The sequence below is a fragment of the Pseudoprimorskyibacter insulae genome, from assembly GCF_900302505.1.
Taxonomy (GTDB): Bacteria; Pseudomonadota; Alphaproteobacteria; order Rhodobacterales; family Rhodobacteraceae; genus Pseudoprimorskyibacter; species Pseudoprimorskyibacter insulae.
In genome coordinates this window covers 43,198-68,266 of the sequence record NZ_OMOJ01000008.1, presented here as the reverse complement: position 1 = coordinate 68,266, position 25,069 = coordinate 43,198, and the positions used below count along the sequence as shown (strand labels likewise).

Below are 25,069 nucleotides of genomic sequence, written 5' to 3'. Positions count from 1 at the left end.
ATGTTCGTCATCATTGAAATTTTTGTAACCCTTTTGAGTGAGGGCAGGCGGGCACACATAGGTGCCCTCTCCGACTACGCCAGTAGGTCGAACTGGTTCCCGCCGGACTGAACGATCAACTGGCTTTGGGCATCGCCATCCACCAGCGCCCATAGCAATACGCCGGATCCCTTGTGGGTGATAAAGACCTCGGACACGCTGGCATCGCCCGCGTTCGGCGTAAAGGCACGCTGCACCAAGAAGTCGGTTTTGGTCGCCCCGGCACCATAGTGCAGGATGTCGCCTTGCGCGGCGGTATAGTCCTGAATCCAGTCCGATCCGTGGGTGAACGCGCCGATATGGAAGAACTTATCCGCGCCCGCTCCGCCATTGACCCGGTCAAACCCGAACCCGCCGTTGATGAAGTCATCGCCATTGCCGCCGAACAGCAGGTCCGAAAAGCTGCTGCCGGTCAGGGTGTCGTTGCCGTCGCCGCCGATCACCGTGTCGACGCCTTTGCCGCCCAGAAGCGAGTCATCGCCCGCATCGCCGCGCAGTTCGTCGTTGCCCGCGCCGCCGTCCACGGTGTCATTGCCGCCGCCCGCAAAGACCACATCGCGCAGGTCATTGTCGGTCGTGCCACCTTCGATCAGATCATTGCCCGCGCCGCCAACCACGGTGTCGCTGCCATCGCCTGCTTTCAGCGTGTCGTCATGTTCGGTGCCAAACAGTTTGTCATTGCCGCCGAGCGCTTCGATCGTGACTGCGCGGTCGGTGATGACAGGGGTCAATGCGTCATCCCCTTCGGTGCCTTGCAGGACATTCGGTTGTTCAACCGGTTCAACGAACAAGATCGATGCCGTCGCCGTGGAAGACCCACCTTTGGAGTCCAGCAGCGTGTAGGTAAAGCTGTCGCTGCCCGCCAGATCGAAGGTCACGAAATAGGTGAACTTGCCGTTTTCCTCGAGCTGGACACTGCCGTTTTTGGGCGCGTCCAAAAGTGTGACCGTCAGGGGATCGCCATCGGGATCGCTGTCATTGAGCAGAACGTTGCCGGACAGTCCGTCGTTGATGTTGACGGTAAAGTCATCATCCACCGCGATGGGCGGCGTGTTGGGCTTGGTCAGTTTGATCAGAACGGTCGCATCGGCAAACCCGCCAGCGCCGTCCTGAACAGTATAGGTGAATGTGTCCTCGGTCGCGGTGTCATCGGATGGGGTGTATGCGAAGGTGCCGTCAGCGCCCATCTCCAACTTGCCGAACTTGGGTTCGGTTTTGACCGAAACAACCAGCGGGTCTTTGTCGGCGTCGCTGTCGTTCTCAAGGACCGAGCCTTTCAGCACTGCATTGGTTTCGGTTGAGAATTCGTCATCCACGGCAACGGGCGGCGTGTTGAACTTGCCTGAGATGTTGATCAGCACTTTGCCTTCAGCAGTGCCGCCATTGCCGTCATCAATGACATAGATAAAGACGTCCTCGACCGCCTTTTCATCGATCGGGGTATATTCGAAATCCCCGTCGGTTTTCATCGTCAACTTGCCGAACAGCGGATCGGTTTTGATCGTCACAGTCAGCGGATCTTTGTCGGCGTCGCTGTCATTGGCCAGAACATTGCCTTGCAGGACAGATGTGCGGTCGATGTCAAAGCTGTCTTCCACCGCAACCGGCGGTGTGTTGGCCGGGACAGGATCTAGCGTGATGGTGACGGTGGCCGTACTAGAGCCAAATTTTCCATCCACCGCAAAGTAAACAAAGCTGTCTTCGGTGGCCGTGTCATCCGTGTTGATATATGCAAACGTCCCATCCCTGTTCATGACCAGATTGCCGAATTTAGGGTTCTCCATCAAATGCACGGTCAGTGGATCGCCATCAGGATCGCTGTCATTGTCCAGCACATTGCCAGACACTGTGGTTTTGACCTGCGTTCTGAATGCATCATCCACAGCCAAGGGGGGATTGTTGGGAACGGTAAAGGTGAAATTGACCGAGGCCGTATCTTCGCCGCCCTTGCCGTCGGTCACCTTATAGGTGAACGCAGCATCAGAGCCGGCGGCATTGTCATAGATAAACGTCCCATCCGTTTTCAGAACCAAGGTTCCTTCGGCAGGGCCGGTGACCAAAGACACGGTCAACGGGTCGCCTTCTGCGTCGGTGTCATTCAACAGCACGTTGCCTTCGATGGTGGTGCCAACATCGGCGGTAAAGCTGTCGTCCACCGCATCGGGGCCAGTGTTGACGGTTTCACCCGAGGGCAGGGGCAGGGCGTCAGTGAGGGGCAACAGCGTTTCCAGATCAAAGCCGAAGGGGTCGCCCAGCGGATTGTTTCCTCCGTTCTTGAGGTCGCGAAAACCTGTCGCGAACTGGAACTTCTTAAAGGAAAGACTGGCCTGATCGGAAGTGGGACTGTCTTCGATATGCGACACGTTTACACCGGCAAGGCGCAGGTCAAACATCTCATCCAAGCCGAAAGGATGGTATCCGACAATGCGCACCGCCTCGATCTGGGTGCCGGTCAGAAGGTGGCCCATCAGGAAGGTCGACACCTCATCATCCTCCAAGATCAGGCCCAGTTCATTGATCGTGGTCTTGGCGCCGCGGGTTGTGATGTCGTTCAGCCCCTCAAAGGTGAAACCGGGAAGGACAAAGCCGCCGTTCACGCTGGGCCCGGTAAGACCGTCGATGAAGATTTCAAAGGTCAGGTCAATCAGCGATGACCCTTCGCCAAAGCCCGATGGGTTTTCCACACTGGCGTCCGGGAGGTTTGTTTCCAAGTTGAACTTGGTTTCATTTATCAATTGGCGGGCTTGGAACTGATCTACGCCGAATGTCTTGGATTCGAACTGTTCAAAGGCAAACTCCAAGACAATATCGCTCTCATTCACCGTGATGTTTGAGATCCGCGCATTGCCCAGCAAGGTCGATTGCGATTGTCTGGGGAAGTCTTCACCGGCCAGTCCGATCAGTTCGATGCTTTCAAAGGCTTGCCCCGTCATCATCGCCTCGATCAGCGGGGTGATTTCGGAATGCAAGTCAAGCGTGACGGTAAATTCCGGGGTCAACCGATCGGTCGTCTGCTTCGGGATGCTGAAAGAGTAGTCTATGATTTCAAAGGCGTTTCGGATCTGATCTTCTCGATCCTGTACGCCGCCCGCCAGACCTTCGATCATCAGGTAGTGATCGTTCACGCTGATTGGTGATATGTCGCTGTCGGGGGTGTTCGGGGCGTTGCCCGCGCTGTCAGTCGCGGTTCTGGTGGTGAAATCAAAGCCGAATTCGGTCGCCGGAATTGGCCCCTGCTGTTCGTCAAATTTGAAGGTCTTGATATGGACCGATTCAAACTCCAGCGATGCGCCGCTGCTTTCGCCGTTGGCATCGCCTGAACTGTCCACGTTTTGAATGCCCAGATTGGTGAAGCTGGCCTCAAACGTCGTCCGGGCGGCCTGATCCATCCCAACCACACGCAGGCTGGAGAGCTGTTGCCCCGTCAGTTCCAGCCCGGCCAGATAGTTGGCCAGCGCAGGGCCATCGACCTCAAACGACAGCTCAGAGGCGTTCATCGCGCCTTCCCGCGTTCTGCCGCTAATGGCGAGGGTGAACAATTGGTCAAAGGCGAATTCTAGCCCGTTCAGCTGAATTGCGCCTTCGAGGTCGCCAAGGTCGCGGCCGCCGTTAAACCCTTCGATGATGGCATAGAAATCATGTGTGCCTGCATAAGGCTGCGAGGATACGCCCTGCACGTCATCCGGGTTGGCCAGCCGCGCCGCCTGCTGCAACAGGTCGAACCCCATGGAAACCGACCCTTCAGGAGTGCCGTCCAAACGAGAAAATGTCTCAACGGTATAGCCGAAGGATTCAAAGTTCAGGCCCAGTTGATCCAGCCCGTCCGACAGCCCCAGTTCGGTCACGACCAGATCCCGAATATCCAGTTCAAACACCTTTTGGCCGTCTCGTTCGATGCCAATGATGGCCCCCTTCAGGTTGTCCGGAGCGGTCGCAATCAGTTCCAAAAGTTGGTCTGAGATTCCGTCTGCGTTCAGCGTAATGCTGACACCTTCGCTTTGTAGGGTAGACGTGGTGCGCGTGCCGTCCTGACCTTCGCGGGCAATCCCGAAGGTGAAGTCCTCGATCTCAACCCCGCCTTCTTGGCCATCAATCTGGGTTCCCCCGGCAAGGCCTTCGATTTTCAGCAAAAGCTTGTCTGTCAGTCCGGCGTTGCCGTTCTGTGTTCCGGGTTCCGCGGTCGCAATCGTGACGGCGTTGGTATTGGTTGTGTAATTATGTTCGAACGTATGGATTGTGCTTGCGTCGGCAAATTGGTCGACGCCCACCTGTGTCATGCTGATCTGGTCGTATTCCAGACCGATATGCGCCGTTTCGCCGTCGGTTTCAGCGCTGGAGATGCGAACATTCCCAAGGTCGGCATCAAGCAGGATACCGGGCACCGTCTCTGAGGTGCTGACACCAACCAGCCGGGCCGAGGTCAGAATCTCACCCGAGGCGGCGGCGGCCAGGATTTCGGTCAGCCCCGATCCGGGTATTATTTCCAGCTGCAAGTCGCCAAGGGTCACTGCCGATGCAACGCGCCCGCCGTCCGACAATTCGCGGCCTAGGCTTTGGTCATAGGCGATGACTTCGAACGCGCCTTCAAGGTCTTGATGCACGCTCGATCCAGTCATGCCATCGAGGACCAGAAAATATCGCCCGGCCCCCAGCGCCGCTGGCTCCGTGCTCGGTGATGCGGGTGCGATCGTGCCGGAATCGATCTGCTGAGCGATCAGGTCGTACTCGATAGCGATCTCATCAGAGATCAAGCCTGTTTCGGAGTTCACAACGAACCGGGTCAAATTAAAGGAGCCGAACACAAGGCTCAGATCGTCGAGAGAGCCTAACTGATCATTCAGGTCGGTGAATATCACATCACGCAGCCGCAGGTCATAGACGATTTGGTTGGTGCCGCCATCGACCGCAAGGCCGATGATGCGGGCATCTATGTCTGACGGCGCCCTCACGAACAGGTCGAGCAATCCGGCAAGATCATCATCCGCCGCAAAATCCAGCGATAAGCCGGCATCGACCGCGACCGAGGTTCGAAGCCCGTTGAACGTGGCTTCCGTCGTGAAGGTGAACGAATCCAACAGGAAAGCAGGTTCGCCACGATCAACTTCAAACGACCCGGACAGTTGGTCGATTTGGAAAAAATAATGAATATTCGAAACAGCCATAGCGACACCCTGAAAATACGTGATTGGAATGTCGCTATTGTAGCTGACGCATGGTCAATCACCAAAGCAATTCGGATGGCTTGGTACGTGTGCCGGGCGGGGAGTTTGAGGATGATCCAAAACGCTAAGCTGAGCAGAACGGATCATTGGGAATGCCGCGTTCTAACCGGTGTCAGACACCACCCTAAGAAATGGCAAAAACCATGGTCATCAGGGCCAGTCAGTAGGCCACTGTAATCAAGCTTGGGCTTTTTTCTGGAGTAAATGCGCCTTGCCTGATTTCCCAAGGAAATCAAAGGCAAGTGGCGGAGAGACAGGGATTCGAACCCTGGGTGGGCTTGCACCCACAACGGTTTTCGAGACCGCCCCGTTCGACCACTCCGGCACCTCTCCGCGGGGGTCTTGGTAGCGGGGCGTATAAGTAACTGCTCAGGCGGGTGCAACAGGAAAAATGAAAAAAGTTCTTCCCTTTTGTCTTTGCCCGTTTCGGCGGGTTGGAAAGGGGGCGGGGGCGCATTACTGTAAGGGGGACTGAGCCATGCAGGAGGCCTTGCCGTGATCCGCTTTATTTCTTTGGTTGCCGCTTTGTTTACGCTTGTCGCGGGGCCGGTGCGGGCTGGCGGGGCTGAGGCTTTGATGTCAGCGCTGCGCATGGATGACATGGTGGCGCTGCTGCGCGACGAAGGGTTGATCTATGGCGACGATTTGGCCGCCAGCATGCTGCCCGATGGTGCGACCGAGGCGTGGAAGCGCAACGTGTCGGACATTTACGACACCGGCGCGATGAAGTCGGTGATTCAGGCGCAATTCGATGCCGAACTGTCCGAAGACGATATCGCGCCGCTGCTGTCGTTCTTTGAAACGGACATCGGTCGCCGGATCGTCGGCCTAGAGATGTCGGCCCGTCGGGCGATCTCTGACCCGTCGGTGGAAGAGGCGTCGCGCGATTTCTTCACTGGGATTGACGGGACAGATGATCCGCGACTGGCGGCGGTCACGCGCTATGTCGAAGCCAACGATCTGGTCGACTATAACGTGGTGTCGGCGCTCAATAGCCAGTTCCATTTCTATCGCGGCCTGATCGAAGGCGGCGCGCTGGATATGGACCTGAACGAGGTGGTGGCCGATATCTGGTCGGATGAGGACAACACCCGGCAAGACACGCGCGATTGGGTCTATGCCTATTTGCTTATGGCTTATCAGCCGCTGCCCGAGGACGAACTGAACACCTATATCGCCTTGTCGCATAGCGCCGAGGGGCAATCGCTGAACCGGGTGCTGTTCGGGGCCTTTGATAAAATGTACAACGATATCTCGTATCAACTCGGGCTGGCGATTGCCCGCCAGATGGATGTGCGCGATCTGTAAGGGAAAGCTGCGCATTTCCGGGGCAAAAGGCTTGACATTGACGGGCAGGGCGCAGATACAGCGCCAACGTCAAGACGGGGCTTCGGCCCCGCCTTTCGTTTTTTATACACGATCGTCCCAAAGGACGCGCTGTTCGAGGCGGCTTTTGCCATCAACTCCGCAAGGGGCCACAGAACGCGGTAACACGAAGGAAGACACGCATGTTCGCGGTTTTGAAAACTGGCGGCAAACAGTATAAAGTTCAAGCGGGCGATGTGCTCCGCGTTGAAAAGCTGGCCGCAGATGCTGGAGAAAAAGTCCAGTTCAATGACATTCTGATGCTTGGTGGCGACTCGGTCGTTGTCGGCGCGCCGCTGATCGATGGCGCCGCTGTTCAGGCTGAAGTGATCGACCAGATCAAAGGTGAGAAGGTCATCCACTTCGTTAAGCGCCGCCGTAAGCACAGCTCGAAGCGCACCAAAGGCCACCGTCAGCAGCTGACCCTGCTGCGCGTTACCGACATCCTGGCCGAAGGCGCAGGCAACTCGGGCGTGAAATCGGCTGTTGGCGCAGGTTCGGTTGCCGCTCCGGCGACTGCCGCTGCTGCTGCACCGGCTGCTGCTGCCGCAGGTTCGGACGATCTGACCGCCATCAATGGCGTTGGCCCGGCCGCTGCGAAAAAGCTGAACGACGCTGGCATTTCGACTTTCGCTCAGCTGGCTGCTGTTGACGCCGCATCGTTCGATGCCGTCAAGGTGAAGCCTGAGTGGGTCGAGCAGGCCAAAGAACTCGCAAACTAAGGAGAGGACCAAATGGCACATAAAAAAGCAGGCGGTAGCTCCCGTAACGGCCGCGACTCAGCCGGTCGCCGTCTTGGTGTGAAACTGTACGGTGGCCAGTCGGCCATTCCGGGCAACATCATCGTGCGTCAGCGCGGCACCAAATTCTGGCCGGGTGAAGGCGTTGGCATGGGCCGCGACCACACCATCTTCGCAACTGTCGAAGGCAACGTGACCTTTGCGAAAGGCCTGAAAGGCCGCACCTTTATTTCGGTTCTGCCAGTGGCGGAGGCCGCAGAGTAAGCCGACCTTAACAGGTTTTGAAAAAAATCATCGGGGGATCGGCAGTGGCCGGTCCCCCTTTGCGTTGTTGTTGCGCAAAATTCGCGAAGATGCCCGTCTATCGGCAGGTTCGCACCACAAAGCCCGCGTATCGCGCACTTGCTGAGGAGACAGGCGCGCACCACATGGGACGTTAGGTTATAAAAGTAGGTTGGAGGAGAGCATGAGCCTGGATGTTAGGGTTGAGAAAAAGACGATAACGACGGAACGCTTTGATCTGCGTCCGGTTCGCCTGTCGGACATGGGTTTGATTGAACATTACGCATCGGATAAGCGCGTGGCCTGCAACACCAGCAGCATCCCGCACCCTTTGCCGCCCGGCACGACGGACGCCTTTGTTGCCCGTGTCACCGCGCCTGACACAACCGAAGACGTCTGGGCGCTGGATGCCACGCGGGTCGGCGGGCCGGAACTGATGGGGCTGGTGTCGCTGATGGATATGGACCGCAACCAGACTGAGGTCGGCTATTGGATCGCGCCGCAGTACTGGAACACCGGGTTCGCGTCTGACGCTGTTCGCGCCTTGGTCGAGGCGAACCCGTTCGGCAATGGGACAATGTTTGCATCGGTCTTTCAGGACAACCCGGCCTCGGCCAAGGTTCTGACGAACTGCGGCTTTGAATATATTGGCGATGCTGAGGTTTTCTCGATCGCCCGCAACGCCAAGGTCCCCACTTGGACCTATCTGAAAACGCTGAAATAGGCGGGTTGCGCGGTCTGGCCCACGCTTGAGCAATCGGCCCGTTCCCGCTACACACCGCGCAACGATGAACAAGAAAGCACAGCCATGAAATTCCTCGATCTTTGCAAGGTCTATATCCGCTCGGGTTCCGGGGGGAATGGCTGTGTCAGCTTCCGCCGGGAAAAGTTCATTGAATACGGCGGGCCGGATGGCGGTGATGGCGGCAATGGCGGCACGGTCTGGGCCGAAGCCGTGGATGGGCTAAACACGCTGATCGACTTCCGCTATCAGCAGCACTGGTTTGCCAACAATGGTCGTCCGGGCCAAGGGCGTCAGCGCACCGGCGCGGATGGCGACGATATCGTGCTGCGTGTCCCTGTCGGCACCGAGATTCTGGACGAGGACGAAGAAACCGTCATCGCCGATCTGGCCGAACTGGGCCAGCGGGTGATCTTGGCCAAGGGCGGCAACGGCGGTTTCGGCAACCTGCATTTCAAATCGGCCACCAATCAGGCCCCGCGCCGCGCCAACTCCGGTCAGGAAGGGGTGGAACGGACGCTGTGGCTGCGCCTGAAACTGATCGCGGATGTTGGCCTTCTGGGCCTGCCCAATGCGGGAAAATCGACATTCCTGTCGGTCACCTCGAATGCGCGTCCGAAGGTGGCGGATTATCCCTTTACCACGCTGCACCCGAACCTTGGCGTTGTGGGCGTGGACGGTGTGGAATTTGTCGTCGCCGACATTCCCGGCCTGATCGAAGGTGCGCACGAAGGCAAAGGGCTTGGCGATTTGTTCCTTGGTCACGTCGAACGCTGCGCTGTGTTGCTGCATCTGGTTGATGGCACCTCGGGCACCTTGCTTGAGGATTATCAGACCATCGTCAATGAGATTGAGGCCTATGGCGCCGGGCTTGAGGATAAGCCGCGCGTTGTGGTGCTGAATAAGGTCGATGCCTTGGACGAAGAGGAACGCACCTTCCTGCGCGAAGAATTGCAGGATGTGGCGGGCCAAAAGGTCATGCTGATGTCGGGTGTCACCGGCGAAGGCACGACCGAAGTGCTGCGCGCCCTGCGGTTCCAGATCGACGAAGACCGCCTGCGCCGCAAGGAAGATGACGGTGAGGGCGAGGAGGATACCGCGTGGCATCCCTGAGCTCGGCCAAACGGGTCGTTATCAAGATCGGCTCGGCGCTGTTGGTGGATAAGGCCAGCGGCGCATTGCGGGACGCTTGGCTGCGGTCGTTGGCCGAGGATGTGACCCGGCTCAAGGCGCGGGGCATGGATGTTGTGCTGGTTTCGTCCGGTTCGATCGCGCTCGGGCGCGAGGTGCTGGGGCTGCCGCGCAAGGCACTGCCCTTGGAACAATCGCAGGCTGCCGCCGCCGTCGGCCAGATCCGTCTGGCCCGCGCCTATGAAGAGGCGCTGGCCCCGCACAACATCACCACCGCGCAGGTTCTGGTCACGCTCGAAGATAGCGCGGACCGTCGCCGTTACCTGAACTCTCGCGCGACGCTGGAAACCTTGATCGGGTTCGGCGCGGTGCCGATCGTGAACGAAAACGATACGGTCGCCACGGACGAAATCCGCTATGGCGACAATGACCGCCTTGCCGCGCAGATCGCCGTTACGGTGGGCGCCGATGTGCTGATCCTGTTGTCGGATGTGGATGGGTTCTATTCGGCCAACCCCAGCACCGACCCGACCGCCCGCCGGTTCGACGTGATCGACAGCATCACCCCCGAGATTGAAGCGATGGCCGGCGATGCCACATCTGGCCTTTCCAAAGGCGGGATGAAGACCAAGTTGCTGGCGGCGAAAACCGCCGTGGCTTCGGGCTGTTCGATGGTCATCACCGAAGGCAGCCCGCTGCACCCGCTGACCCAGCTTGAAAACGGCGCGAATGCCACATGGTTCACCCCGCATCTTGATCCGCATGCCGCACGCAAACGCTGGATCGCGTCGATGAAGCCGCAAGGTACGATCACCGTGGATGCCGGGGCGGCGCGAGCGCTGGACCGGGGCAATTCGCTTTTGCCAGCGGGGATCGTGGGCGTCGCGGGCAGCTTTGGGCGGGGCGATCCAGTGACGATCTGCGCGCTGGATGGGCGGACGCTGGGCCATGGTCTGACGCGCTATACCGCCGCTGAGGCGCGGGCGCTGAAGGGGCATAAGTCCGATGAGATCGAACAGATCCTTGGCTACCCAGGCCGCGCCGCGCTGATCCACAGGGATGACATGGCGCTGACAATCGCGCATCTTACCGACCAAGAGACCTAACACATTTCAGCCGAAAGGCCCTTCCGATGAAAGACCTGACCGATATTTCCGCCGTCATGAATGACATTGGCCGCAGGGCGAAAGCTGCGGCGCGGGTGCTGGCCTATGCCAGCGCCGAACGCAAACATGCCGCCCTGATTGCCGCCGCCGATGCCGTCTGGGCCAAACGCGACGAGATTATTGAGGCCAACGCCAAGGACATGGAATTTGGCCGCGACAAGGGCCTGTCTGACGCAATGCTGGACCGGCTGCTGCTGACCGAGGACCGCATTCGCGGCATCGTCGACAGCCTGCGCACCGTGTCCGAACAGCCCGATCCGGTCGGTGAGGTGATTGAGGAATGGGATCGCCCGACGGGTCTGCACATCAAGCGCGTGCGCACGCCGCTTGGGGTGATTGGCGTGATCTATGAATCGCGGCCCAACGTGACGGCAGATGCAGGCGCGCTTTGCCTGAAGGCGGGCAATGCAGTTATCCTGCGCGGCGGGTCCGAAAGCTTCCATAGCTCGGGCGCGATCCATGCGTGTTTGGTTGAGGGGCTGAAAGCCGCGAACCTGCCCGAAGACGCGATCCAACTGGTGCCGACGCGTGACCGCGCAGCAGTTCAGGACATGCTGACGATGACCGATTATATCGACGTCATCGTGCCGCGCGGCGGCAAGGGCCTTGTTGGTCTGGTTCAGCGCGAAGCCCGCGTGCCCGTGTTCGCCCATCTTGAAGGCATCGTGCACATCTATGTCGACAAAGACGCCGACCCTGTGAAGGCGCTGAACGTTGTGATGAACGCCAAAACCCGCCGCACCGGGATTTGCGGCGCGGCCGAATGCCTGCTGATCCACCGCGATGTGGTCGATACCATTGGCCAAGGCTTGGTCAAATCGCTGCTGAACGCCGGGGTTGAGGTGCGCGCGGGCGAGGTTCTGCAAGCCATCGAAGGCACCACGCAGGCCGCGCCCGAGGATTGGGGCAAGGAGTACCTTGATAGCATCATCGCCGCCAAGGTGGTGGACGATCTGGACGCCGCGATTGACCACATCAACACCTATAGCTCAAACCACACCGATTGCATCATCACCGAGGATGACGCCGCCGCCGACAAGTTCTTTGAGCGGATCGACAGCGCCATCCTAATGCGCAACGCCTCAACCCAGTTCGCCGATGGTGGCGAATTTGGCATGGGCGCGGAAATCGGCATCGCGACGGGCAAAATGCATGCGCGCGGCCCGGTTGGGGCAACGCAGTTGACCAGCTTCAAGTACATCGTCGAAGGCGACGGAACGACTCGCGCTTAAACGCTTAGTTCTATCCCATCCGCCAGCGCCACAATCCGGGGCTGGCGGTTTGACCCATCCAGCAAAAGCCGCAAAAGGCTGAATTGCACACGGCCCGCTGGCAAGACCTCAGCGCTTTGGCCGCGCAGATGCTGCCATTCGGGCCCATCGGCGTTGACCACATCGCCACGCGCGACCAAGGTTATGCCGTCCCCGGTGGTGCGCCCCTTGATGATACCGCCTCGGGGCAGGGACGTTTCAACGCATAGAAAGGCCAGCAGAGCCATTTGAGCCAGTTGCCGCCCGACCGGGTCGCCGGTGGCCCATGTCATTTCATGGCGGCTGCCTTCGGACCATCCGTTCAGCAGGGATTGCATCGCATTTGCCGCCACCGCGCCTTGGTCCTCGGTACGGCCAAAGGCCACCCGAAACAGTTCAATCCGGGCGCGGGCATGGCGCACGCTGTCTTGGATCAGGGTGATTTCCTGCGAGCCGTTCAATTGGCCGCTCAGTTCCAGCAATTCAAGCCCATTGCAGATTGCGCCAATCGGGCTGATAAGGTCGTGGCAGATGCGCGACCCGATCAGGCCGGGCAGATGTTCGTCAAGATCTTTCAAACTGTCCTCCGACAAAGGTGACCCATGAGCGCATTGAACGCATTGCTGGAACCCGGAATGCTGGTCCGCCATCCCGCCCAACCTGACTGGGGTATTGGACAAGTCCAATCCAATGTCGGTGGGCGGATCACTGTGAATTTCCGTGAGCAGGGCAAAGTGGTCATTGATGGCAATCGTGTGATGCTAGAATGGGTTGATGTTTCGCAAGGGTAGTGGTGTGGCCTGATATCTCACCCTAAGGGCGAGTCGTGGTAAATTGCAACCCGTCCGCCAATGCTTGCCTTCATGAGGCCAGACGCCTAGAAGCAAAGCGACTTTGGCAGGACTGCAAGACCCATGACTCAATCAGAGCCGACCTATCGGGTTCGACTGGCGGAAAACGCTGACGACCTATTGGCCGCGCAACGCCTTCGCTATGACGTCTTTGTTGACGAACTGGGCGGGTCCGGCGCGATGGTAGACCATGACGCGCGGCTGGAACGGGACGAATACGACGACGTTTTCGACCACCTGTTGCTGGAAGATACGGCCCGAACTGATGGCCCGCCGCTGGTGGGGGTCTATCGCGTGATGCGCGACGATCAGGCCGCAAAGATCGGGCGCTTCTATTCCGAAGACGAATACGACCTGGCACCGCTGCGCACTTCTGGGCGGCGGTTGTTGGAGCTTGGCCGATCCTGCCTGCACCGCGATTATCGCGGCGGCGCGGGCATGTATGTGATGTGGCAGGCTTTGGCCCGCTATGTTGAAGAACACGGGCTGGAAGTTCTGTTTGGTGTCGCCAGTTTTCACGGCACGGACACCGGAGCCTTGGCCCATGCGCTTAGCTCGCTTGCCGATCGGCATCTGGCACCCGAAGAGATTTGCGTGAAATCAAAGGCTTATGAGCCGATGAGCATCCTGCCACCCGATCAGATCGACCGACGCCGCGCCGCGGTAGAAACGCCTGCACTGATCAAGGCCTATCTGCGCCTTGGCGGGTTTGTCGGGGATGGCGCCTATATCGACCATGCGTTCAACACGACCGATATCTGCCTGATCCTTGACACGACACGAATGAATGATCGCCAGCGGGCAATTTACACAGGACAGCGCGGATGACCACGACCTGGGGCGAAGGCACCGAGATTACCCCCGAAGCGCCCAAAGGGCTGGCTTGGCTGCGTGTGCTGCGCCGGGGCATTCCGATCTTTTTGGTGCTGACGATTGGCATGATCCTGAAGCTGGCGCTGCGCGTGATTGAGCGGCCTTTGTTTGGCATGGGCCGTCCGGTCACACCCTATATCACGCAGGCGGCCTGCCGTTTGTCGTTGTTTTTCATGGGCATACCGGTCAAAGCTACCGGGCCGCGCATCAAAGGGCCGGGGGCGGTGGTGGCGAACCATTCGTCCTGGCTGGATATCTTTACGCTGAATTCGCGTAAGAACGTCTATTTCGTGTCCAAGGCCGAGGTGGCCAATTGGCCCGGAATCGGCTGGCTGGCGCGGGCAACGGGCACGGTGTTCATCAACCGCGACCGGCGCGAGGCGAAGGCCCAGACCGATCTGTTCGAAACCCGGTTGAAGGCCGGTCACCGGTTGCTGTTTTTCCCCGAAGGCACCTCAACCGACGCGGTTACGGTTTTGCCATTCAAAACAACGCTTTTCGCGGCGTTCTTCACGGAAGGCCTGCGCGATATTCTTCAGATGCAGGCGGTGACTGTTCTGTATCACGCGCCCGAAGGCGCGGACCGGCGGTTCTATGGCTGGTGGGGCGATATGGAGTTTGGCGCGCATTTGCTAAGCGTGCTGGCCGCCAAAAGTCAGGGTCATGTGGAGCTGATCTACCACACCCCGGTGAAAGTGTCGGATTTCAAGGATCGCAAAGAATTGGCACGCCATCTTGAGGCGCAGGTGCGCGGCGCCCACAGGCTGACCGCGCCCGAGGCGTAACTCAGCCTTCCATCGCGGCGACAAGCGCTTTCATCGCGGCGACGGGGTCTTCGGTTTTCCAGATCTCATCGCCTATGCCGAAAAAGTCCGTGACCGGCGTCAGTTCGGTGATCAGCTTGGGGGTCAGGCCACCTTCGGCGACAACCGGCAGTTCGATCATCTGCGACCACCACTCAAACAGATCGTCTTCGACTTTTTCACCCGCGCCAAGCGCCGACATGCCGACAGGGCCAAAGCTGACGTAATCGGCACCGGCTTCACCGGCGTTCATCCCGTCATGGCGCGATTGGCCACAATAGGCCCCGACAATCGCATCCGCGCCCAGTTCTTTGCGGGCCAGACGCACAGAACGTGCGCCATCCGTCAGGTGCACACCGTCCAGACCGTGGCGTTGGGCCAGAACGACATGGGTGTCGATCACCAAGGCCACATCGCGGGCATGGGCCACATCGCGCAGCGCATCTGCGGCGCGACCAATTAGGTCTTCGTCCCGGCTGGCCAAGGACAGACGAATACATGCGACCTCCACGGCATCCAAAACCGCGGCAAGCTGCGTCGGAAAGATCGACAGCTCAAGGCTGGAGGGGGTGACAAGGTAGAGTTGCGGCAGTTCGGCCTCGGACATGGTACGCTCCGGGATTGGTGGTCGGGTGGCTATAGCGCGGTGTGGGGCAAAAGGCCATGGGATTTCGCGATGAGGCGGCGATGGGAATTGCTGCGAAAGGGGCGATATGAGGTGAATTTGCCCGGAAGATATCCGCCGCCTGCTTGAAGGATCCGGGCGTTCCGCGTAATCCGGCCCGAGGATTTCGGAAAGGAGCCCCATGCCATCAGGAACGCCGCAACCCCGCTTTGTGCTGGTCCGCCCGCAGATGGGTGAAAACATTGGCGCCGCCGCGCGGGCCATGCTGAACTTTGGGCTGGATCAAATGCATCTGGTGGCGCCGCGCGATGGCTGGCCCAATCCCTCTGCGGTGGCCATGGCCTCTGGCGCGGGGCGGGTGCTCGATGATGCGCAGGTGTCCGAAACGGTGGTTGGCGCCGTTGAGGATTGTTCCTTTGTCTTTGCCACCACGGCGCGGCAACGCGGATTGACCAAGCCGATCTATACGCCCGAACGCGCGATGGAGGTGGCCCGCGAACGCATCGCCAAGGGCGAAAAGGTGGGCGTTCTGTTCGGGCCAGAACGCGCCGGGCTGGAAAATGATGATATCGCGGTGGCCAATGCGATTATCTCGGTCCCGGTGAACCCCGAATTTGCCTCGCTCAATCTGGCGCAATGCGTGCTGCTGACGGCCTATGAATGGCGGCGTCAAACCGTTGATACGGTGGCCGAAACGGTTGAACTGGCGGGCCATGACTGGGCCACAGCGATCGAAATGGAAAAACTGGCCGAACATTATGAACAGCGTCTGGATGAGGCGGGGTTCTTTTATCCGCATACCAAATCGGACGGTATGAAGGTGACGCTGCGCAACCTCTGGAGCCGCTTGCCACTGACACGGGCCGATGTGCAAATGCTGCACGGCGTCATGCGTCAAATGGTGCGCTGGAAAGAACGCGGCGATTGACTGGACGCGGGCAGGGCAGCCCCCTAGGTTTGCCCCAACGGACGGGAGATAAAAACGATGAGCGGCAAGCGCAGCATCTTCGAAGAGGTGGGCGAAAACGCCCCCAAACCCCAGGCCCCTCAGGGCGGCATGATCGACAAAGGCCGGCGCGGTGCGCGGTCGGCCATTCGCATTTGGCTGATGGTGCTGTTTGCCATGGTCGCAGTGATGATCGTGGTTGGCGGGCTGACGCGCCTGACCGATAGCGGATTGTCGATCACCGAATGGAAGCCGCTGATAGGGGCCATGCCCCCGATGAGCGAGGCCGCCTGGCTGGCCGAATTCGAAAAGTACAAACAGATCCCCGAATACCAATTGCAGAACAAAGGCATGAGCCTTGGGGAATTCCAGTTCATCTATTGGTGGGAATGGGGCCATCGCCAGCTGGGCCGGACCATTGGCCTTGTCTGGGCGCTGGGGTTCTTTGGCTTTCTGGCCGCGCGGAAAATCCCCACGGGCTGGACCGGGCGTCTGCTGCTGCTGGGTGTTTTGGGCGGCGCTCAGGGCGCTGTTGGCTGGTGGATGGTGCATTCGGGCCTGAGCGGCGAGATGCTGGATGTGGCCAGCTATCGCCTTGCCACGCATCTTGGGCTGGCCTTCGTGATCCTTGGGTTCATCGCTTGGGATATTTTCCTGCTGGGCCGGGATGAGCGCGGGCTGATGCAGGCGCGGCGCAGCAAAGAGGCCAAGCTGTTTTCCATGAGCACGGGCCTGCTGCATTTTTCCTTCCTGCAAATCCTGATTGGCGCTTTGGTGGCCGGGATCGATGCGGGCCGCACCTATAACGACTGGCCGCTGATGGCCGGGGCTTTTCTGCCGCCGTTCCCGTTTGATCTTGATCCGGTCTGGCGGAACTTCTTTGAAAACGCTGGTCTGGTGCAGTTCATGCACCGGATGGCCGGCTATCTGCTGATGGCCTTTGGCGTGGTGGTCTGGCTGCGCGGGCGCAAATCGGCCAATACCGATACCCGGTTCCGGTTCAACGCCGTGCTGGCGATGATGGTGGTGCAAATGGTGCTGGGCATTGCGACCGTGCTTTACATGGCCCCGCTGCAAATCGCGATTGTCCACCAGTTGGGCGCGATCCTTCTGTGGGTGTTGATCCTGCGGGCCCGCTTTGCGGCGGCCTATCCGAAACCTCAATCTGTACGTGGAGTGTGACATGAGTGCCTATGATGATTTGATGCGCTTTCAACGCTCGACCGAGGCGCTGGCCAAGGTTGCAGGCCGGTTGAACTGGGATCAGGAAACGATGATGCCGCGCGGTGCAGCCGATCAGCGGGGCGAAGAATCCGCCGCGCTGGAAAGCGTGCTGCATGCCCGCCGGACTGATGCCAAGATTGGCGATTGGCTGTCTGCGATTGATGACAGCAGCTTGGATGCCGCAGGCCAAGCAAATATGCGCCTGATCCGTCACAGCTATGAGCGGAACAAGAAAATGCCCGCCGATCTGGCGGCTGAAATCGCGCGTCTGTGCAGCGTCAGCCAAGGCGTCTGGGCCGAGGCCCGCGCCAATGACGATTTCGCAGCTTTCGCGCCGACGCTGGAAACGGTCATTGACCTCAAGCGCCAAGAAGGCGCGGCGCTGGCGGATGGCGGCGATCCCTATGATGCGCTGATCGACGATTATGAACCCGATTGCACCGCCGCCGAACTGGCTCAGATGTTCGACGCCATGCGCCCCGGACTGGTGGACCTGCGGGCGGCTGTGCTGGATGCGCCCAAACCCAAAGCCCTGAACCACGAGTTTGACGAGAACAAACAGATGGGTCTGGCGCGGAAACTGGCCAAGACCTTTGGCTATGACATGGCGCGGGGCCGGGTGGATAAGGCGGTTCACCCGTTCAGCTCGGGCTCGGGGAACGATGTGCGCATCACCACCCGGACGGCGGGGCGTGATCCGTTCAACTGCATCTACTCCACCATCCACGAAGTCGGCCACGGCGCTTACGAACAGAATGTCGATCAGGCGCATCTGTTCACGCCGGTGGGCGGCGGTGTGTCGATGGGCGTGCATGAAAGCCAAAGCCGGATCTACGAAAACCAGCTTGGCCGCAGCCGCGCATTCTGTGGCTGGCTGTATAAGCAGATGGTCAAGAAGTTCGGCGATTTCGGCATTCCCGACGCCGAGGCGTTCTATAAGACCGTCAACCGTGTGCATAACGGCTATATCCGCACCGAGGCCGATGAGGTGCAGTATAACCTGCACATCATGATGCGCTTCGATCTGGAGCGGGCCTTGATCCAAGGGGATCTGGAAGTCGCCGATCTTGAGGGCGCTTGGAACGACCGGTTCAAGGCCGATTTCGGCTATGACGTCGACAAGGCCTCAAACGGGGTGCTGCAAGACGTGCATTGGCCGGTTGGCCTGCTGGGTTATTTCCCGACCTATAGCCTTGGCAATGTCTATGCGGGCTGCCTGCATGAGGCGCTGCGTGCCGATATCCCCGATCTGGATGCGCAATTGTCCAAGGGCGACACCTCGGGAGCGACCACATGGCTGCGCGACAAGGTGCAGGTGCATGGCGGGTTGATGCGCCCGCGCGAGGTGATCGCACAGGCCATCGGCGGAGAGCCGTCGGAAGCGCCGTTAATGGCCTACCTCAAGGCCAAGTTCAGCGACCTTTACGGCTTTTCATAAGCCGGGAACAAACTGCGGGTGTCGCGGCTGGTAAAGGCCGCGCCGCCGCCAAAGGGTAGGGTCAGTTGCACCCCGCCGATGGTTGCGCCCTTGTCGGTTTTGCCTGCTGTCGCGGCAAAGCGGATGCCGTTGTCAAACGTATAGGCCGCGCCGATATAGCCATAGGTCCGGTTATCGCCTTTCAGCGACTGGCCTGCGGCTCCGGCCAAAACGGAATAGTTTGCGTTGATCGCATAGCTTAAATCGACGCCATAGCGCAAACCCGAGGCGCTGCTTTTGATCACGTCGATCCCCGAAACGAACAGATCCGCCGACAGCGGGCCGCTGTCATAGGCGGCCTCAATCCCGTAGTAGAAGTAGTTGCCGGGCCGGATATCGTCCCCGGCCAGAAAGGCACCAACCTTAAACGTCTCGCTGACCGCATAGCCCAGATGCAGCGCGGCATAGGGGGCGGTCGAAAACGTGTCTTCGTATTTGCCGACGCCCACATCCACTTGCAGATCCAGCCGATCCGTCATCGGAAAAGCGACCTGCGCGACGATACGCTTGGAGTTATTGGACTGCTGCGCATTTCGCGCGATGCCAAAACTGACCGATCCTGAAACGTCCTGCGCCGATGCACTGGTCGCCGCAATACAGGCAATGGCTGCACTTGATAAAATCGATTTCCACATGAACCTGAGTCCTCTGATATGCATTCTGATAGCCTAGGCCCGCCGCCGTGCATGTCATGCGACAAAACGAAAAAGGCCGCCCATTTCGGCGGCCTTTCGCTTAAGTTTACGGCAAAATCAATCCTCGGATTGATCCTCATCGCCTTGATCGACGATCCGCGCGACCGAAACGACCTCTTCTCCGGCGCTGGTGTTGAACACCTTCACGCCGCCCGCGCTGCGGGACCGGAAGCTGATGCCATCCACCGGCACGCGGATGGATTGCCCGCGTGAGGTGGCCAGCATGATCTGATCGTCCATTTCGACCGGGAAGGCCGACACGATCGGACCGCCACGCTGCGCCTTGTCCATGGCGCCCACGCCTTGGCCGCCGCGCCCACGCACCGGGTAATCGTGGCTAGAGCTGAGTTTGCCCGAACCTTGAACGGTGATCGTCAGGATCAGGTTTTCGGCGGCCGACATTTCGGCATAGCGTTCCTGGCTGAAGTTCGGATCTTCGATGGCGTCTTCATCGTTTTCACCGTCATCGGCCAAACCGGCCACCGCGCGGCGCATCTTCAGATAGGCGGCGCGTTCCTCGGGAGAGGCTTCGAAATGGCGAATGACCGACATCGACACAACGGTGTTGTCCTCGGCCAGACGAATGCCGCGCACCCCGGTGGAATCGCGCCCTTTGAAGATACGCACATCCGTCGTCGGGAAGCGGATCGCACGGCCCGCATCGGTGACCAGAAGTACGTCATCATCTTCGGACGCAATCGCCGCATTCACAAGGCTGACACCTTCGGGCAGCTTCATGGCGATCTTGCCGTTGGATTTGACATTCGTGAAGTCTGACAAGGCGTTACGGCGCACATCTCCGGCAGAGGTTGCAAAGACGATTTGCAGATCGTCCCATTCTTCCTCATCCCGGTCGACCGGCATAATTGCGGCAATCGACACACCTGTCGGGATCGGCAGGATGTTGACGATGGCCTTGCCCTTTGAGGTGCGACCACCCGCAGGCAGGCGCCAGGTCTTCAGCTTGTAGACCATGCCATCTGTGGTGAAGAACAGAAGCTGCGTATGGGTGTTGGCCACGAACAGCGTGGTGACGGCATCGTCTTCTTTCAGGTTGCCGCCCGACACGCCCTTGCCGCCGCGCTTTTGCGCCCGGAATTCGACGAGCGCGGTTCGCTTGATATAGCCGCCCGACGTGACCGTGACGACCATGTCCTCACGCTCAATCAGATCCTCGTCTTCCATGTCACCGGACCAATCCACGATCTCGGTGCGGCGCGGTACCGCGAACAGCTCTTTCACCTCGCGCAGCTCATCGGCGATGATGCCCATGATCCGGTCGCGGCTGGACAGAATCTCAAGGTATTCCTTGATCTTACCGGCCAGTTCTTCCAGCTCGTCCGTAACTTCCTTGACGCCAATCTGAGTCAGACGTTGCAGACGCAGTTCAAGGATCGCGCGGGCCTGAATTTCCGAAAGGTTGTAGGTGCCGTCGTCATTCATCGTATGGGTCGGATCGTCGATCAAACGGATGTAAGGCGCGATATCCGCAGCGGGCCAACGGCGCGTCATCAGCTTTTCGCGCGCCTCTGCCGCATCGGCGGAGGCGCGGATGGTCGCGACCACTTCGTCCACGTTGGACACCGCCACCGCCAAACCACACAGGATATGGCTGCGTTCACGGGCTTTGCGCAGCAGATAGGCCGTGCGGCGCACAACCACATCTTCGCGGAAGTCCAGGAACGAACTCAGGAACCGGTGCAGCGTCAGCGTCTCAGGACGCCCGCCATTCAGCGCAAGCATGTTGCACCCGAACGAGGTCTGCATCGGCGTAAAGCGGAACAACTGGTTCAACACGACCTCAGCCGTCGCATCGCGCTTCAGCTCGATCACCACGCGCACGCCGTGCCGGTCAGATTCGTCCTGCACATGAGCAATGCCTTCGATCCGCTTGTCGCGGGCCGCTTCGGCGATCCTTTCGATCATCGTAGCCTTGTTGACCTGATAGGGGATCTCATCCAGCACGATGGCCCAACGATCCTTGCGGATCTCTTCCACACGGGTCTTGGCGCGAATGATCACGCTGCCACGGCCTTCCAGATAGGCTTTGCGCGCGCCGGACCGGCCCAGCATGATGCCGCCTGTTGGGAAATCGGGGCCGGGCACGTATTGGATCAGCCCTTCAGACGACAGATCGGGATCGTCGATCAGCGCCAGCGTCGCATCGATCACTTCGCCAAGGTTGTGGGGCGGAATGTTCGTCGCCATACCAACCGCGATCCCGCCCGTGCCGTTGACCAGCAAGTTCGGGAACCGCGCCGGCAGAACAGTGGGTTCTTGGTCCTTGCCGTCATAGTTCAGCTGGAAATCGACAGTGTCCTTGTCGATATCGGCCAGCAAAAAGCTTGCCGATTTGTCCATGCGCACTTCGGTATAACGGAAGGCCGCGGCCTTATCCCCGTCCATCGAGCCAAAGTTGCCCTGACCATCCAGCAAGGGCAGCGACATGGAAAAATCCTGCGCCATCCGCACCAGCGCGTCATAGATCGCGCTGTCGCCGTGCGGGTGGTATTTACCCATTGCATCGGCCACGGGGCGCGACGATTTCCGGTAGGGTTTGTCATGGGTGTTGCCCACCTCATGCATGGCGTAAAGAATGCGCCGATGCACAGGTTTTAGGCCGTCGCGCAGATCAGGAATAGCACGGCTGACGATCACGCTCATGGCGTAATCGAGATAGCTGTTCTTCATCTCATCGGCGATCGATACCGACGGGCCGCTATACGCGCTCCGAACAGGCTTATTTTCTTCTGCGTTTTCAGGGGTTTCTGGCGTGTCGCTCACGAAAGGGGCCCGTCTGTTGTTTTTCTATATCTTGTTGTGCCCCCTTATACATCAGTCAGGATGTAGGGTGCAATGCTTGGCGCGGCCTCATTTTGGCAGCCAAGGCCGAACTCTGCTAACATACTGAAAACATTGATTTCAAGTTTCAGGCGCGGCACGATTCCTGCACCAGCCATTTCAGCGAGGTGCAACATGGATCAAAGCGAAACGGAATTGATGCTCAAAGGCTATGGGCTGACCACGGCCGAGTTCTTCTACCACATGCCGGATTACGTGCATGTGCTCAACAGCTTCATCTGGCAAGAATACGACATCGCGCCAGATCATCCACGATTGTTCAAATTCATCGAATTCTGGCAGGACACGCTTGACGGCAGGCTGCATTCGGTGCGGTTCAATCACCGCAAAATGCTATCCAGCGGCGAATGGCGCAATGTGGTGGGCGAATTCACCTATCACTGACTTGCGTATTTTCTGACCATAAATATTCCTCGGGGGTCCGGGGGCAGACAGCCCCCGGCTCTGTCCGAAGTCCCAAGCCTCACCGCTCGGGCAGAAGCCCGCGCGGGCTGAACCGCAGCACCAACAGCAGCACCAGACCCATGGTCAAAAACCGCATGTGCTGCACACTGTCCAGAAGATGCGTCTTCAGCGCGCTGCCATCGGCCATACCTGCCGTAATCCCCGCCATCAGCAATTGACCCAGCGGCTCTACCTGGACCCATAGGAACCAGATCAACATACCGCCCAAAACGGAGCCAAGGTTGTTGCCTGACCCGCCAACGATCACTATCACCCAGATCAGAAAGGTATAGCGCAGCGGCTGATAGGTGCTGGGCGTCAATTGACCATCCAATGTGGTCATCATCGCGCCCGCAATGCCGCAAATGGCCGAGCCAAGCACAAACACCTGCAAATGCCGCGCGGTGACGTTCTTGCCCATGGCGCGGGCCGACACCTCATTGTCGCGGATCGCCCGCATCATCCGACCCCATGGTGATTTCAGCGCCAGCTGCGCCAGAACCAGCACAGCAATCAGAACAATCGCGCACAGGATCATATAGCCGAATTTGACGTAGAGCGTAGAGGCCGTCATCGGATCAAGCCCAAAGCCCGCCGCCGCCTCGACAAAGCCGGGATCGGCTTGCAGATCAATCTCATAGGGCAGGGGCCGTTCTAGCCCATTTACGTTTTTCACGCCCCGCGCCAGCCAGTCCTCGTTCTTCATCACGGCCAGAACGATCTCGGAAATGCCCAAGGTGGCAATCGCCAGATAATCCGACCGCAGGCCAAGCGCCGTCTTGCCAATGGCCCAAGCCGCCGCCGCCGCCAGCAAACCGCCCGCAGGCCATGCCAGCAGAACCGGCAAGCCCAGACCGCCGAGATAGCCCGTCGCAGCAGGATCAACCGCTTCAACCGCGCTGACCGCCGGGTCGAACACGGTGCGGAACACGTATAGCCCGACCAAAAGCACCGCAAATACCGACAGCCCCCGCGCCCGGCCCGTAAGCCGCTTCCACAGCATCACAGCGCCGGTGATGGTGCCAAACCCGATCAGCAACCCGATCAAAATGCCCGGACCGCCGGCTTTCCACGCCTCGGGGATGGGTTGCTCAGACACCAGCACTACGGCCAAACCGCCAAGCGCCACAAAGCCCATGACCCCAACATTGAACAGCCCGGCAAGCCCCCATTGCAGGTTGACCCCCAACGCCATCAGCGCACTGACCAGCCCCATATTGATGATCAGCAAGGCCGAGTTCCAGCTTTGCAGAAATCCGGTCGCCAAGATCAGCACGCCCACAAGCGCGAACAAGGCGAAGGTGCGTTGCGAATAGCTCATACCGATTTCCCCCGGAAAAGACCCGTCGGACGGAACAGAAGGACGATCACCAGAATGGCAAAGCTGACCGCGAATTTGTATTCGGTGCTCAGCAGCTGAACCAACCCGTCAGGCGCCAAACTTTCGGGCATCATGTAGCCCAGCACTTTTTTCCACGCGTAGGTGATGCCGATTTCCGAAAAAGCCACCACAAACCCGCCGGCAATCGCGCCAATCGGGCTTCCCAATCCGCCAACGATGGCCGCAGCAAAGATCGGCAGCAAAAGCTGGAAATAGGTGAAGGGCTTAAAGCTCTTGTCCAGCCCATAGAGAACCCCGGCAATCGTCGCCAGCGCGGCCACGATCAACCATGTCACCATGACCACACGCTCGGGGTTGATCCCCGACAGAAGCGCCAGATCTTCATTGTCCGAATAGGCGCGCATGGACTTGCCGGTGCGCGTGCGGTTCAGGAACCAAAACAGCGCCGCCACCACCAAAATCGCCGTCACCACGGTCAGGGCCTGGGTGGATTTGATCGCCAAACCTTCCTCCAGCCCGGTCGCATTCTTGAAATCACGGGCCGAGATCAAGAACCGCGCACCATCGGCAAAACGCTGATCTTCGGGGCCAATGATAAAGCGGATCACGCCGTTATAAACGAACATCACCCCGATTGAGACGATGACCAGGATCACCGGCTTGACCCTTTGCGCCCGGTAGAACCGATAGACCACCCGGTCGGTAAGCAGCATCAAGGCCGCCGTGATCGCGATGGCAAAGGGAATGGACAGAAGCGCGGTTGGCAAGGGCCCAAGGCTGACACCGGCCCCTTGCAGCGCCCAGGTGATCAGCACGGCAAACATCGTTCCCATCGCCATGGTGTCACCATGAGCGAAGTTCGAAAAGCGCAAGATCCCGTAGATCAGCGTCACCCCAAGCGCCCCAAGCGCCAGTTGGCTGCCATAGGCCATGGCGGGAACAATGACAAAATTGGTCAGCGCGACCAATGCGTTGAGCAAATCCATCAGA

The 25,069-nt window shown here is 59.3% G+C and carries 22 protein-coding genes and 1 tRNA gene; 14 read left to right on the top strand and 9 right to left on the bottom strand.

Features of this window, described 5'->3' with window-relative positions; translation table 11 throughout:
- Positions 1-74 precede the first annotated feature (74 nt).
- Together PRI8871_RS15535 and PRI8871_RS15530 are read right to left on the bottom strand one after the other, a co-directional pair.
- Positions 75-5,201, bottom strand: a complete 5,127-nt coding sequence (locus tag PRI8871_RS15535) for an Ig-like domain-containing protein (RefSeq protein WP_108887164.1) — start codon at positions 5,199-5,201, stop codon at positions 75-77.
- 303 nt (positions 5,202-5,504) lie between these two features.
- Positions 5,505-5,594: transfer RNA gene (locus PRI8871_RS15530), tRNA-Ser, on the bottom strand.
- Positions 5,595-5,756: 162 nt separating this feature from the next.
- Between PRI8871_RS15530 and PRI8871_RS15525 the strand changes: the two genes are divergently transcribed.
- The 7 genes from PRI8871_RS15525 to PRI8871_RS15495 all read left to right on the top strand — a co-directional run bounded on the left by PRI8871_RS15525 (position 5,757) and on the right by PRI8871_RS15495 (position 11,919).
- Positions 5,757-6,569, top strand: a complete 813-nt coding sequence (locus PRI8871_RS15525; protein WP_108887163.1) for a DUF2059 domain-containing protein — start codon at positions 5,757-5,759, stop codon at positions 6,567-6,569.
- Between the two features lie 200 nt (positions 6,570-6,769).
- Positions 6,770-7,348 carry a 50S ribosomal protein L21 gene (locus PRI8871_RS15520; protein WP_108887162.1) on the top strand — a complete coding sequence of 193 codons (579 nt, stop codon included), beginning with the start codon at positions 6,770-6,772 and terminating at the stop codon, positions 7,346-7,348.
- A gap of 12 nt (positions 7,349-7,360) precedes the next feature.
- Positions 7,361-7,630 carry a 50S ribosomal protein L27 gene (gene rpmA / locus PRI8871_RS15515; protein WP_108887161.1) on the top strand — a complete coding sequence of 90 codons (270 nt, stop codon included), beginning with the start codon at positions 7,361-7,363 and terminating at the stop codon, positions 7,628-7,630.
- A 202-nt stretch (positions 7,631-7,832) separates the two neighbouring features.
- Positions 7,833-8,372, top strand: coding sequence for a GNAT family N-acetyltransferase (locus tag PRI8871_RS15510; protein WP_108887160.1), 540 nt, complete (start codon positions 7,833-7,835; stop codon positions 8,370-8,372).
- 84 nt (positions 8,373-8,456) lie between these two features.
- Positions 8,457-9,503, top strand: a complete 1,047-nt coding sequence (gene obgE / locus PRI8871_RS15505; protein WP_108887159.1) for a GTPase ObgE — start codon at positions 8,457-8,459, stop codon at positions 9,501-9,503.
- A complete protein-coding gene (gene proB / locus PRI8871_RS15500) occupies positions 9,491-10,627 on the top strand; it encodes a glutamate 5-kinase (RefSeq protein WP_108887158.1) in 1,137 nt (378 codons plus the stop codon). The genes obgE and proB overlap by 13 nt, the downstream gene beginning before the upstream one ends.
- Positions 10,628-10,653: 26 nt before the next feature.
- Positions 10,654-11,919, top strand: a complete 1,266-nt coding sequence (locus PRI8871_RS15495; protein ID WP_108887157.1) for a glutamate-5-semialdehyde dehydrogenase — start codon at positions 10,654-10,656, stop codon at positions 11,917-11,919.
- Here the strand turns inward: PRI8871_RS15495 and PRI8871_RS15490 are convergent.
- Complete coding sequence (locus tag PRI8871_RS15490) at positions 11,916-12,515, bottom strand: histidine phosphotransferase family protein (protein ID WP_181389487.1); 600 nt, start codon at positions 12,513-12,515, stop codon at positions 11,916-11,918. The two genes, PRI8871_RS15495 and PRI8871_RS15490, sit on opposite strands and share 4 nt — an antisense overlap.
- Positions 12,516-12,539: 24 nt before the next feature.
- Between PRI8871_RS15490 and PRI8871_RS15485 the strand changes: the two genes are divergently transcribed.
- The 3 genes from PRI8871_RS15485 to olsA all read left to right on the top strand — a co-directional run bounded on the left by PRI8871_RS15485 (position 12,540) and on the right by olsA (position 14,446).
- On the top strand, positions 12,540-12,728 hold the full coding sequence (locus tag PRI8871_RS15485) for a DUF3553 domain-containing protein (protein WP_108887155.1): 189 nt from the start codon (positions 12,540-12,542) through the stop codon (positions 12,726-12,728).
- Positions 12,729-12,851: 123 nt separating this feature from the next.
- Positions 12,852-13,616: an L-ornithine N(alpha)-acyltransferase gene (gene olsB / locus PRI8871_RS15480; RefSeq protein WP_108887154.1), complete on the top strand. Its 765-nt coding sequence runs from the start codon at positions 12,852-12,854 to the stop codon at positions 13,614-13,616.
- A complete protein-coding gene (gene olsA / locus PRI8871_RS15475; RefSeq protein ID WP_108887153.1) occupies positions 13,613-14,446 on the top strand; it encodes a lyso-ornithine lipid O-acyltransferase in 834 nt (277 codons plus the stop codon). The genes olsB and olsA overlap by 4 nt, the downstream gene beginning before the upstream one ends.
- 1 nt (position 14,447) lies before the next feature.
- Here olsA and PRI8871_RS15470 read toward each other — a convergent pair whose 3' ends face one another.
- On the bottom strand, positions 14,448-15,071 hold the full coding sequence (locus tag PRI8871_RS15470; RefSeq protein WP_108887152.1) for a thiamine phosphate synthase: 624 nt from the start codon (positions 15,069-15,071) through the stop codon (positions 14,448-14,450).
- 199 nt (positions 15,072-15,270) lie between these two features.
- On the opposite strand from PRI8871_RS15470, the gene PRI8871_RS15465 reads away from it, so the two are divergent.
- From PRI8871_RS15465 to PRI8871_RS15455, 3 genes are read left to right on the top strand one after another with little or no spacing between them, the layout of a single operon-like run.
- Positions 15,271-16,017 carry an RNA methyltransferase gene (locus PRI8871_RS15465; protein ID WP_108887151.1) on the top strand — a complete coding sequence of 249 codons (747 nt, stop codon included), beginning with the start codon at positions 15,271-15,273 and terminating at the stop codon, positions 16,015-16,017.
- Positions 16,018-16,074: 57 nt separating this feature from the next.
- Positions 16,075-17,217, top strand: coding sequence for a heme A synthase (ctaA, locus tag PRI8871_RS15460; RefSeq protein ID WP_108887150.1), 1,143 nt, complete (start codon positions 16,075-16,077; stop codon positions 17,215-17,217).
- 1 nt (position 17,218) lies between these two features.
- A complete protein-coding gene (locus PRI8871_RS15455; protein WP_108887149.1) occupies positions 17,219-18,697 on the top strand; it encodes a carboxypeptidase M32 in 1,479 nt (492 codons plus the stop codon).
- Here the strand turns inward: PRI8871_RS15455 and PRI8871_RS15450 are convergent.
- The 3 genes from PRI8871_RS15450 to PRI8871_RS19825 all read right to left on the bottom strand — a co-directional run bounded on the left by PRI8871_RS15450 (position 18,682) and on the right by PRI8871_RS19825 (position 22,409).
- Positions 18,682-19,371, bottom strand: coding sequence for a hypothetical protein (locus tag PRI8871_RS15450; RefSeq protein ID WP_108887148.1), 690 nt, complete (start codon positions 19,369-19,371; stop codon positions 18,682-18,684). The two genes, PRI8871_RS15455 and PRI8871_RS15450, sit on opposite strands and share 16 nt — an antisense overlap.
- Positions 19,372-19,488: 117 nt before the next feature.
- Positions 19,489-22,215 carry a DNA gyrase subunit A gene (gyrA, locus tag PRI8871_RS15445; protein WP_108887147.1) on the bottom strand — a complete coding sequence of 909 codons (2,727 nt, stop codon included), beginning with the start codon at positions 22,213-22,215 and terminating at the stop codon, positions 19,489-19,491.
- A 44-nt stretch (positions 22,216-22,259) separates the two neighbouring features.
- Positions 22,260-22,409, bottom strand: coding sequence for a hypothetical protein (locus PRI8871_RS19825; RefSeq protein ID WP_219929031.1), 150 nt, complete (start codon positions 22,407-22,409; stop codon positions 22,260-22,262).
- Between PRI8871_RS19825 and PRI8871_RS15440 the strand changes: the two genes are divergently transcribed.
- The gene (locus PRI8871_RS15440; RefSeq protein WP_108887146.1) at positions 22,408-22,677 is read left to right on the top strand and encodes an usg protein; all 270 of its coding nucleotides are present in this window, start codon (positions 22,408-22,410) and stop codon (positions 22,675-22,677) included. The two genes, PRI8871_RS19825 and PRI8871_RS15440, sit on opposite strands and share 2 nt — an antisense overlap.
- A 79-nt stretch (positions 22,678-22,756) precedes the next feature.
- On the opposite strand, the gene PRI8871_RS15435 is transcribed toward PRI8871_RS15440, so the two are convergent.
- Together PRI8871_RS15435 and PRI8871_RS15430 are read right to left on the bottom strand one after the other, a co-directional pair.
- Positions 22,757-24,058: a branched-chain amino acid ABC transporter permease gene (locus tag PRI8871_RS15435; protein WP_108887145.1), complete on the bottom strand. Its 1,302-nt coding sequence runs from the start codon at positions 24,056-24,058 to the stop codon at positions 22,757-22,759.
- Positions 24,055-25,065 carry a branched-chain amino acid ABC transporter permease gene (locus PRI8871_RS15430; protein WP_108887144.1) on the bottom strand — a complete coding sequence of 337 codons (1,011 nt, stop codon included), beginning with the start codon at positions 25,063-25,065 and terminating at the stop codon, positions 24,055-24,057. Before PRI8871_RS15430 ends, PRI8871_RS15435 begins: the two co-directional genes overlap by 4 nt.
- Positions 25,066-25,069: the final 4 nt, after the last annotated feature.

Bases quoted from the DNA above. Each gene is read 5' to 3' on its own strand.
- PRI8871_RS15535 (WP_108887164.1), bottom strand. From the start codon at position 5,201: ATGGCTGTTTCGAATATTCATTATTTTTTCCAAATCGACCAACTGTCC.
- PRI8871_RS15520 (WP_108887162.1), top strand. From the start codon at position 6,770: ATGTTCGCGGTTTTGAAAACTGGCGGCAAACAGTATAAAGTTCAAGCG.
- rpmA (WP_108887161.1), top strand. From the start codon at position 7,361: ATGGCACATAAAAAAGCAGGCGGTAGCTCCCGTAACGGCCGCGACTCA.
- PRI8871_RS15510 (WP_108887160.1), top strand. From the start codon at position 7,833: ATGAGCCTGGATGTTAGGGTTGAGAAAAAGACGATAACGACGGAACGC.
- obgE (WP_108887159.1), top strand. From the start codon at position 8,457: ATGAAATTCCTCGATCTTTGCAAGGTCTATATCCGCTCGGGTTCCGGG.
- PRI8871_RS15495 (WP_108887157.1), top strand. From the start codon at position 10,654: ATGAAAGACCTGACCGATATTTCCGCCGTCATGAATGACATTGGCCGC.
- PRI8871_RS15485 (WP_108887155.1), top strand. From the start codon at position 12,540: ATGAGCGCATTGAACGCATTGCTGGAACCCGGAATGCTGGTCCGCCAT.
- olsB (WP_108887154.1), top strand. From the start codon at position 12,852: ATGACTCAATCAGAGCCGACCTATCGGGTTCGACTGGCGGAAAACGCT.
- olsA (WP_108887153.1), top strand. From the start codon at position 13,613: ATGACCACGACCTGGGGCGAAGGCACCGAGATTACCCCCGAAGCGCCC.
- PRI8871_RS15470 (WP_108887152.1), bottom strand. From the start codon at position 15,071: ATGTCCGAGGCCGAACTGCCGCAACTCTACCTTGTCACCCCCTCCAGC.
- PRI8871_RS15465 (WP_108887151.1), top strand. From the start codon at position 15,271: ATGCCATCAGGAACGCCGCAACCCCGCTTTGTGCTGGTCCGCCCGCAG.
- ctaA (WP_108887150.1), top strand. From the start codon at position 16,075: ATGAGCGGCAAGCGCAGCATCTTCGAAGAGGTGGGCGAAAACGCCCCC.
- PRI8871_RS15455 (WP_108887149.1), top strand. From the start codon at position 17,219: ATGAGTGCCTATGATGATTTGATGCGCTTTCAACGCTCGACCGAGGCG.
- PRI8871_RS15450 (WP_108887148.1), bottom strand. From the start codon at position 19,371: ATGTGGAAATCGATTTTATCAAGTGCAGCCATTGCCTGTATTGCGGCG.
- PRI8871_RS15440 (WP_108887146.1), top strand. From the start codon at position 22,408: ATGGATCAAAGCGAAACGGAATTGATGCTCAAAGGCTATGGGCTGACC.
- PRI8871_RS19825 (WP_219929031.1), bottom strand. From the start codon at position 22,409: ATGTTGCACCTCGCTGAAATGGCTGGTGCAGGAATCGTGCCGCGCCTG.
- PRI8871_RS15435 (WP_108887145.1), bottom strand. From the start codon at position 24,058: ATGAGCTATTCGCAACGCACCTTCGCCTTGTTCGCGCTTGTGGGCGTG.
- PRI8871_RS15430 (WP_108887144.1), bottom strand. From the start codon at position 25,065: ATGGATTTGCTCAACGCATTGGTCGCGCTGACCAATTTTGTCATTGTT.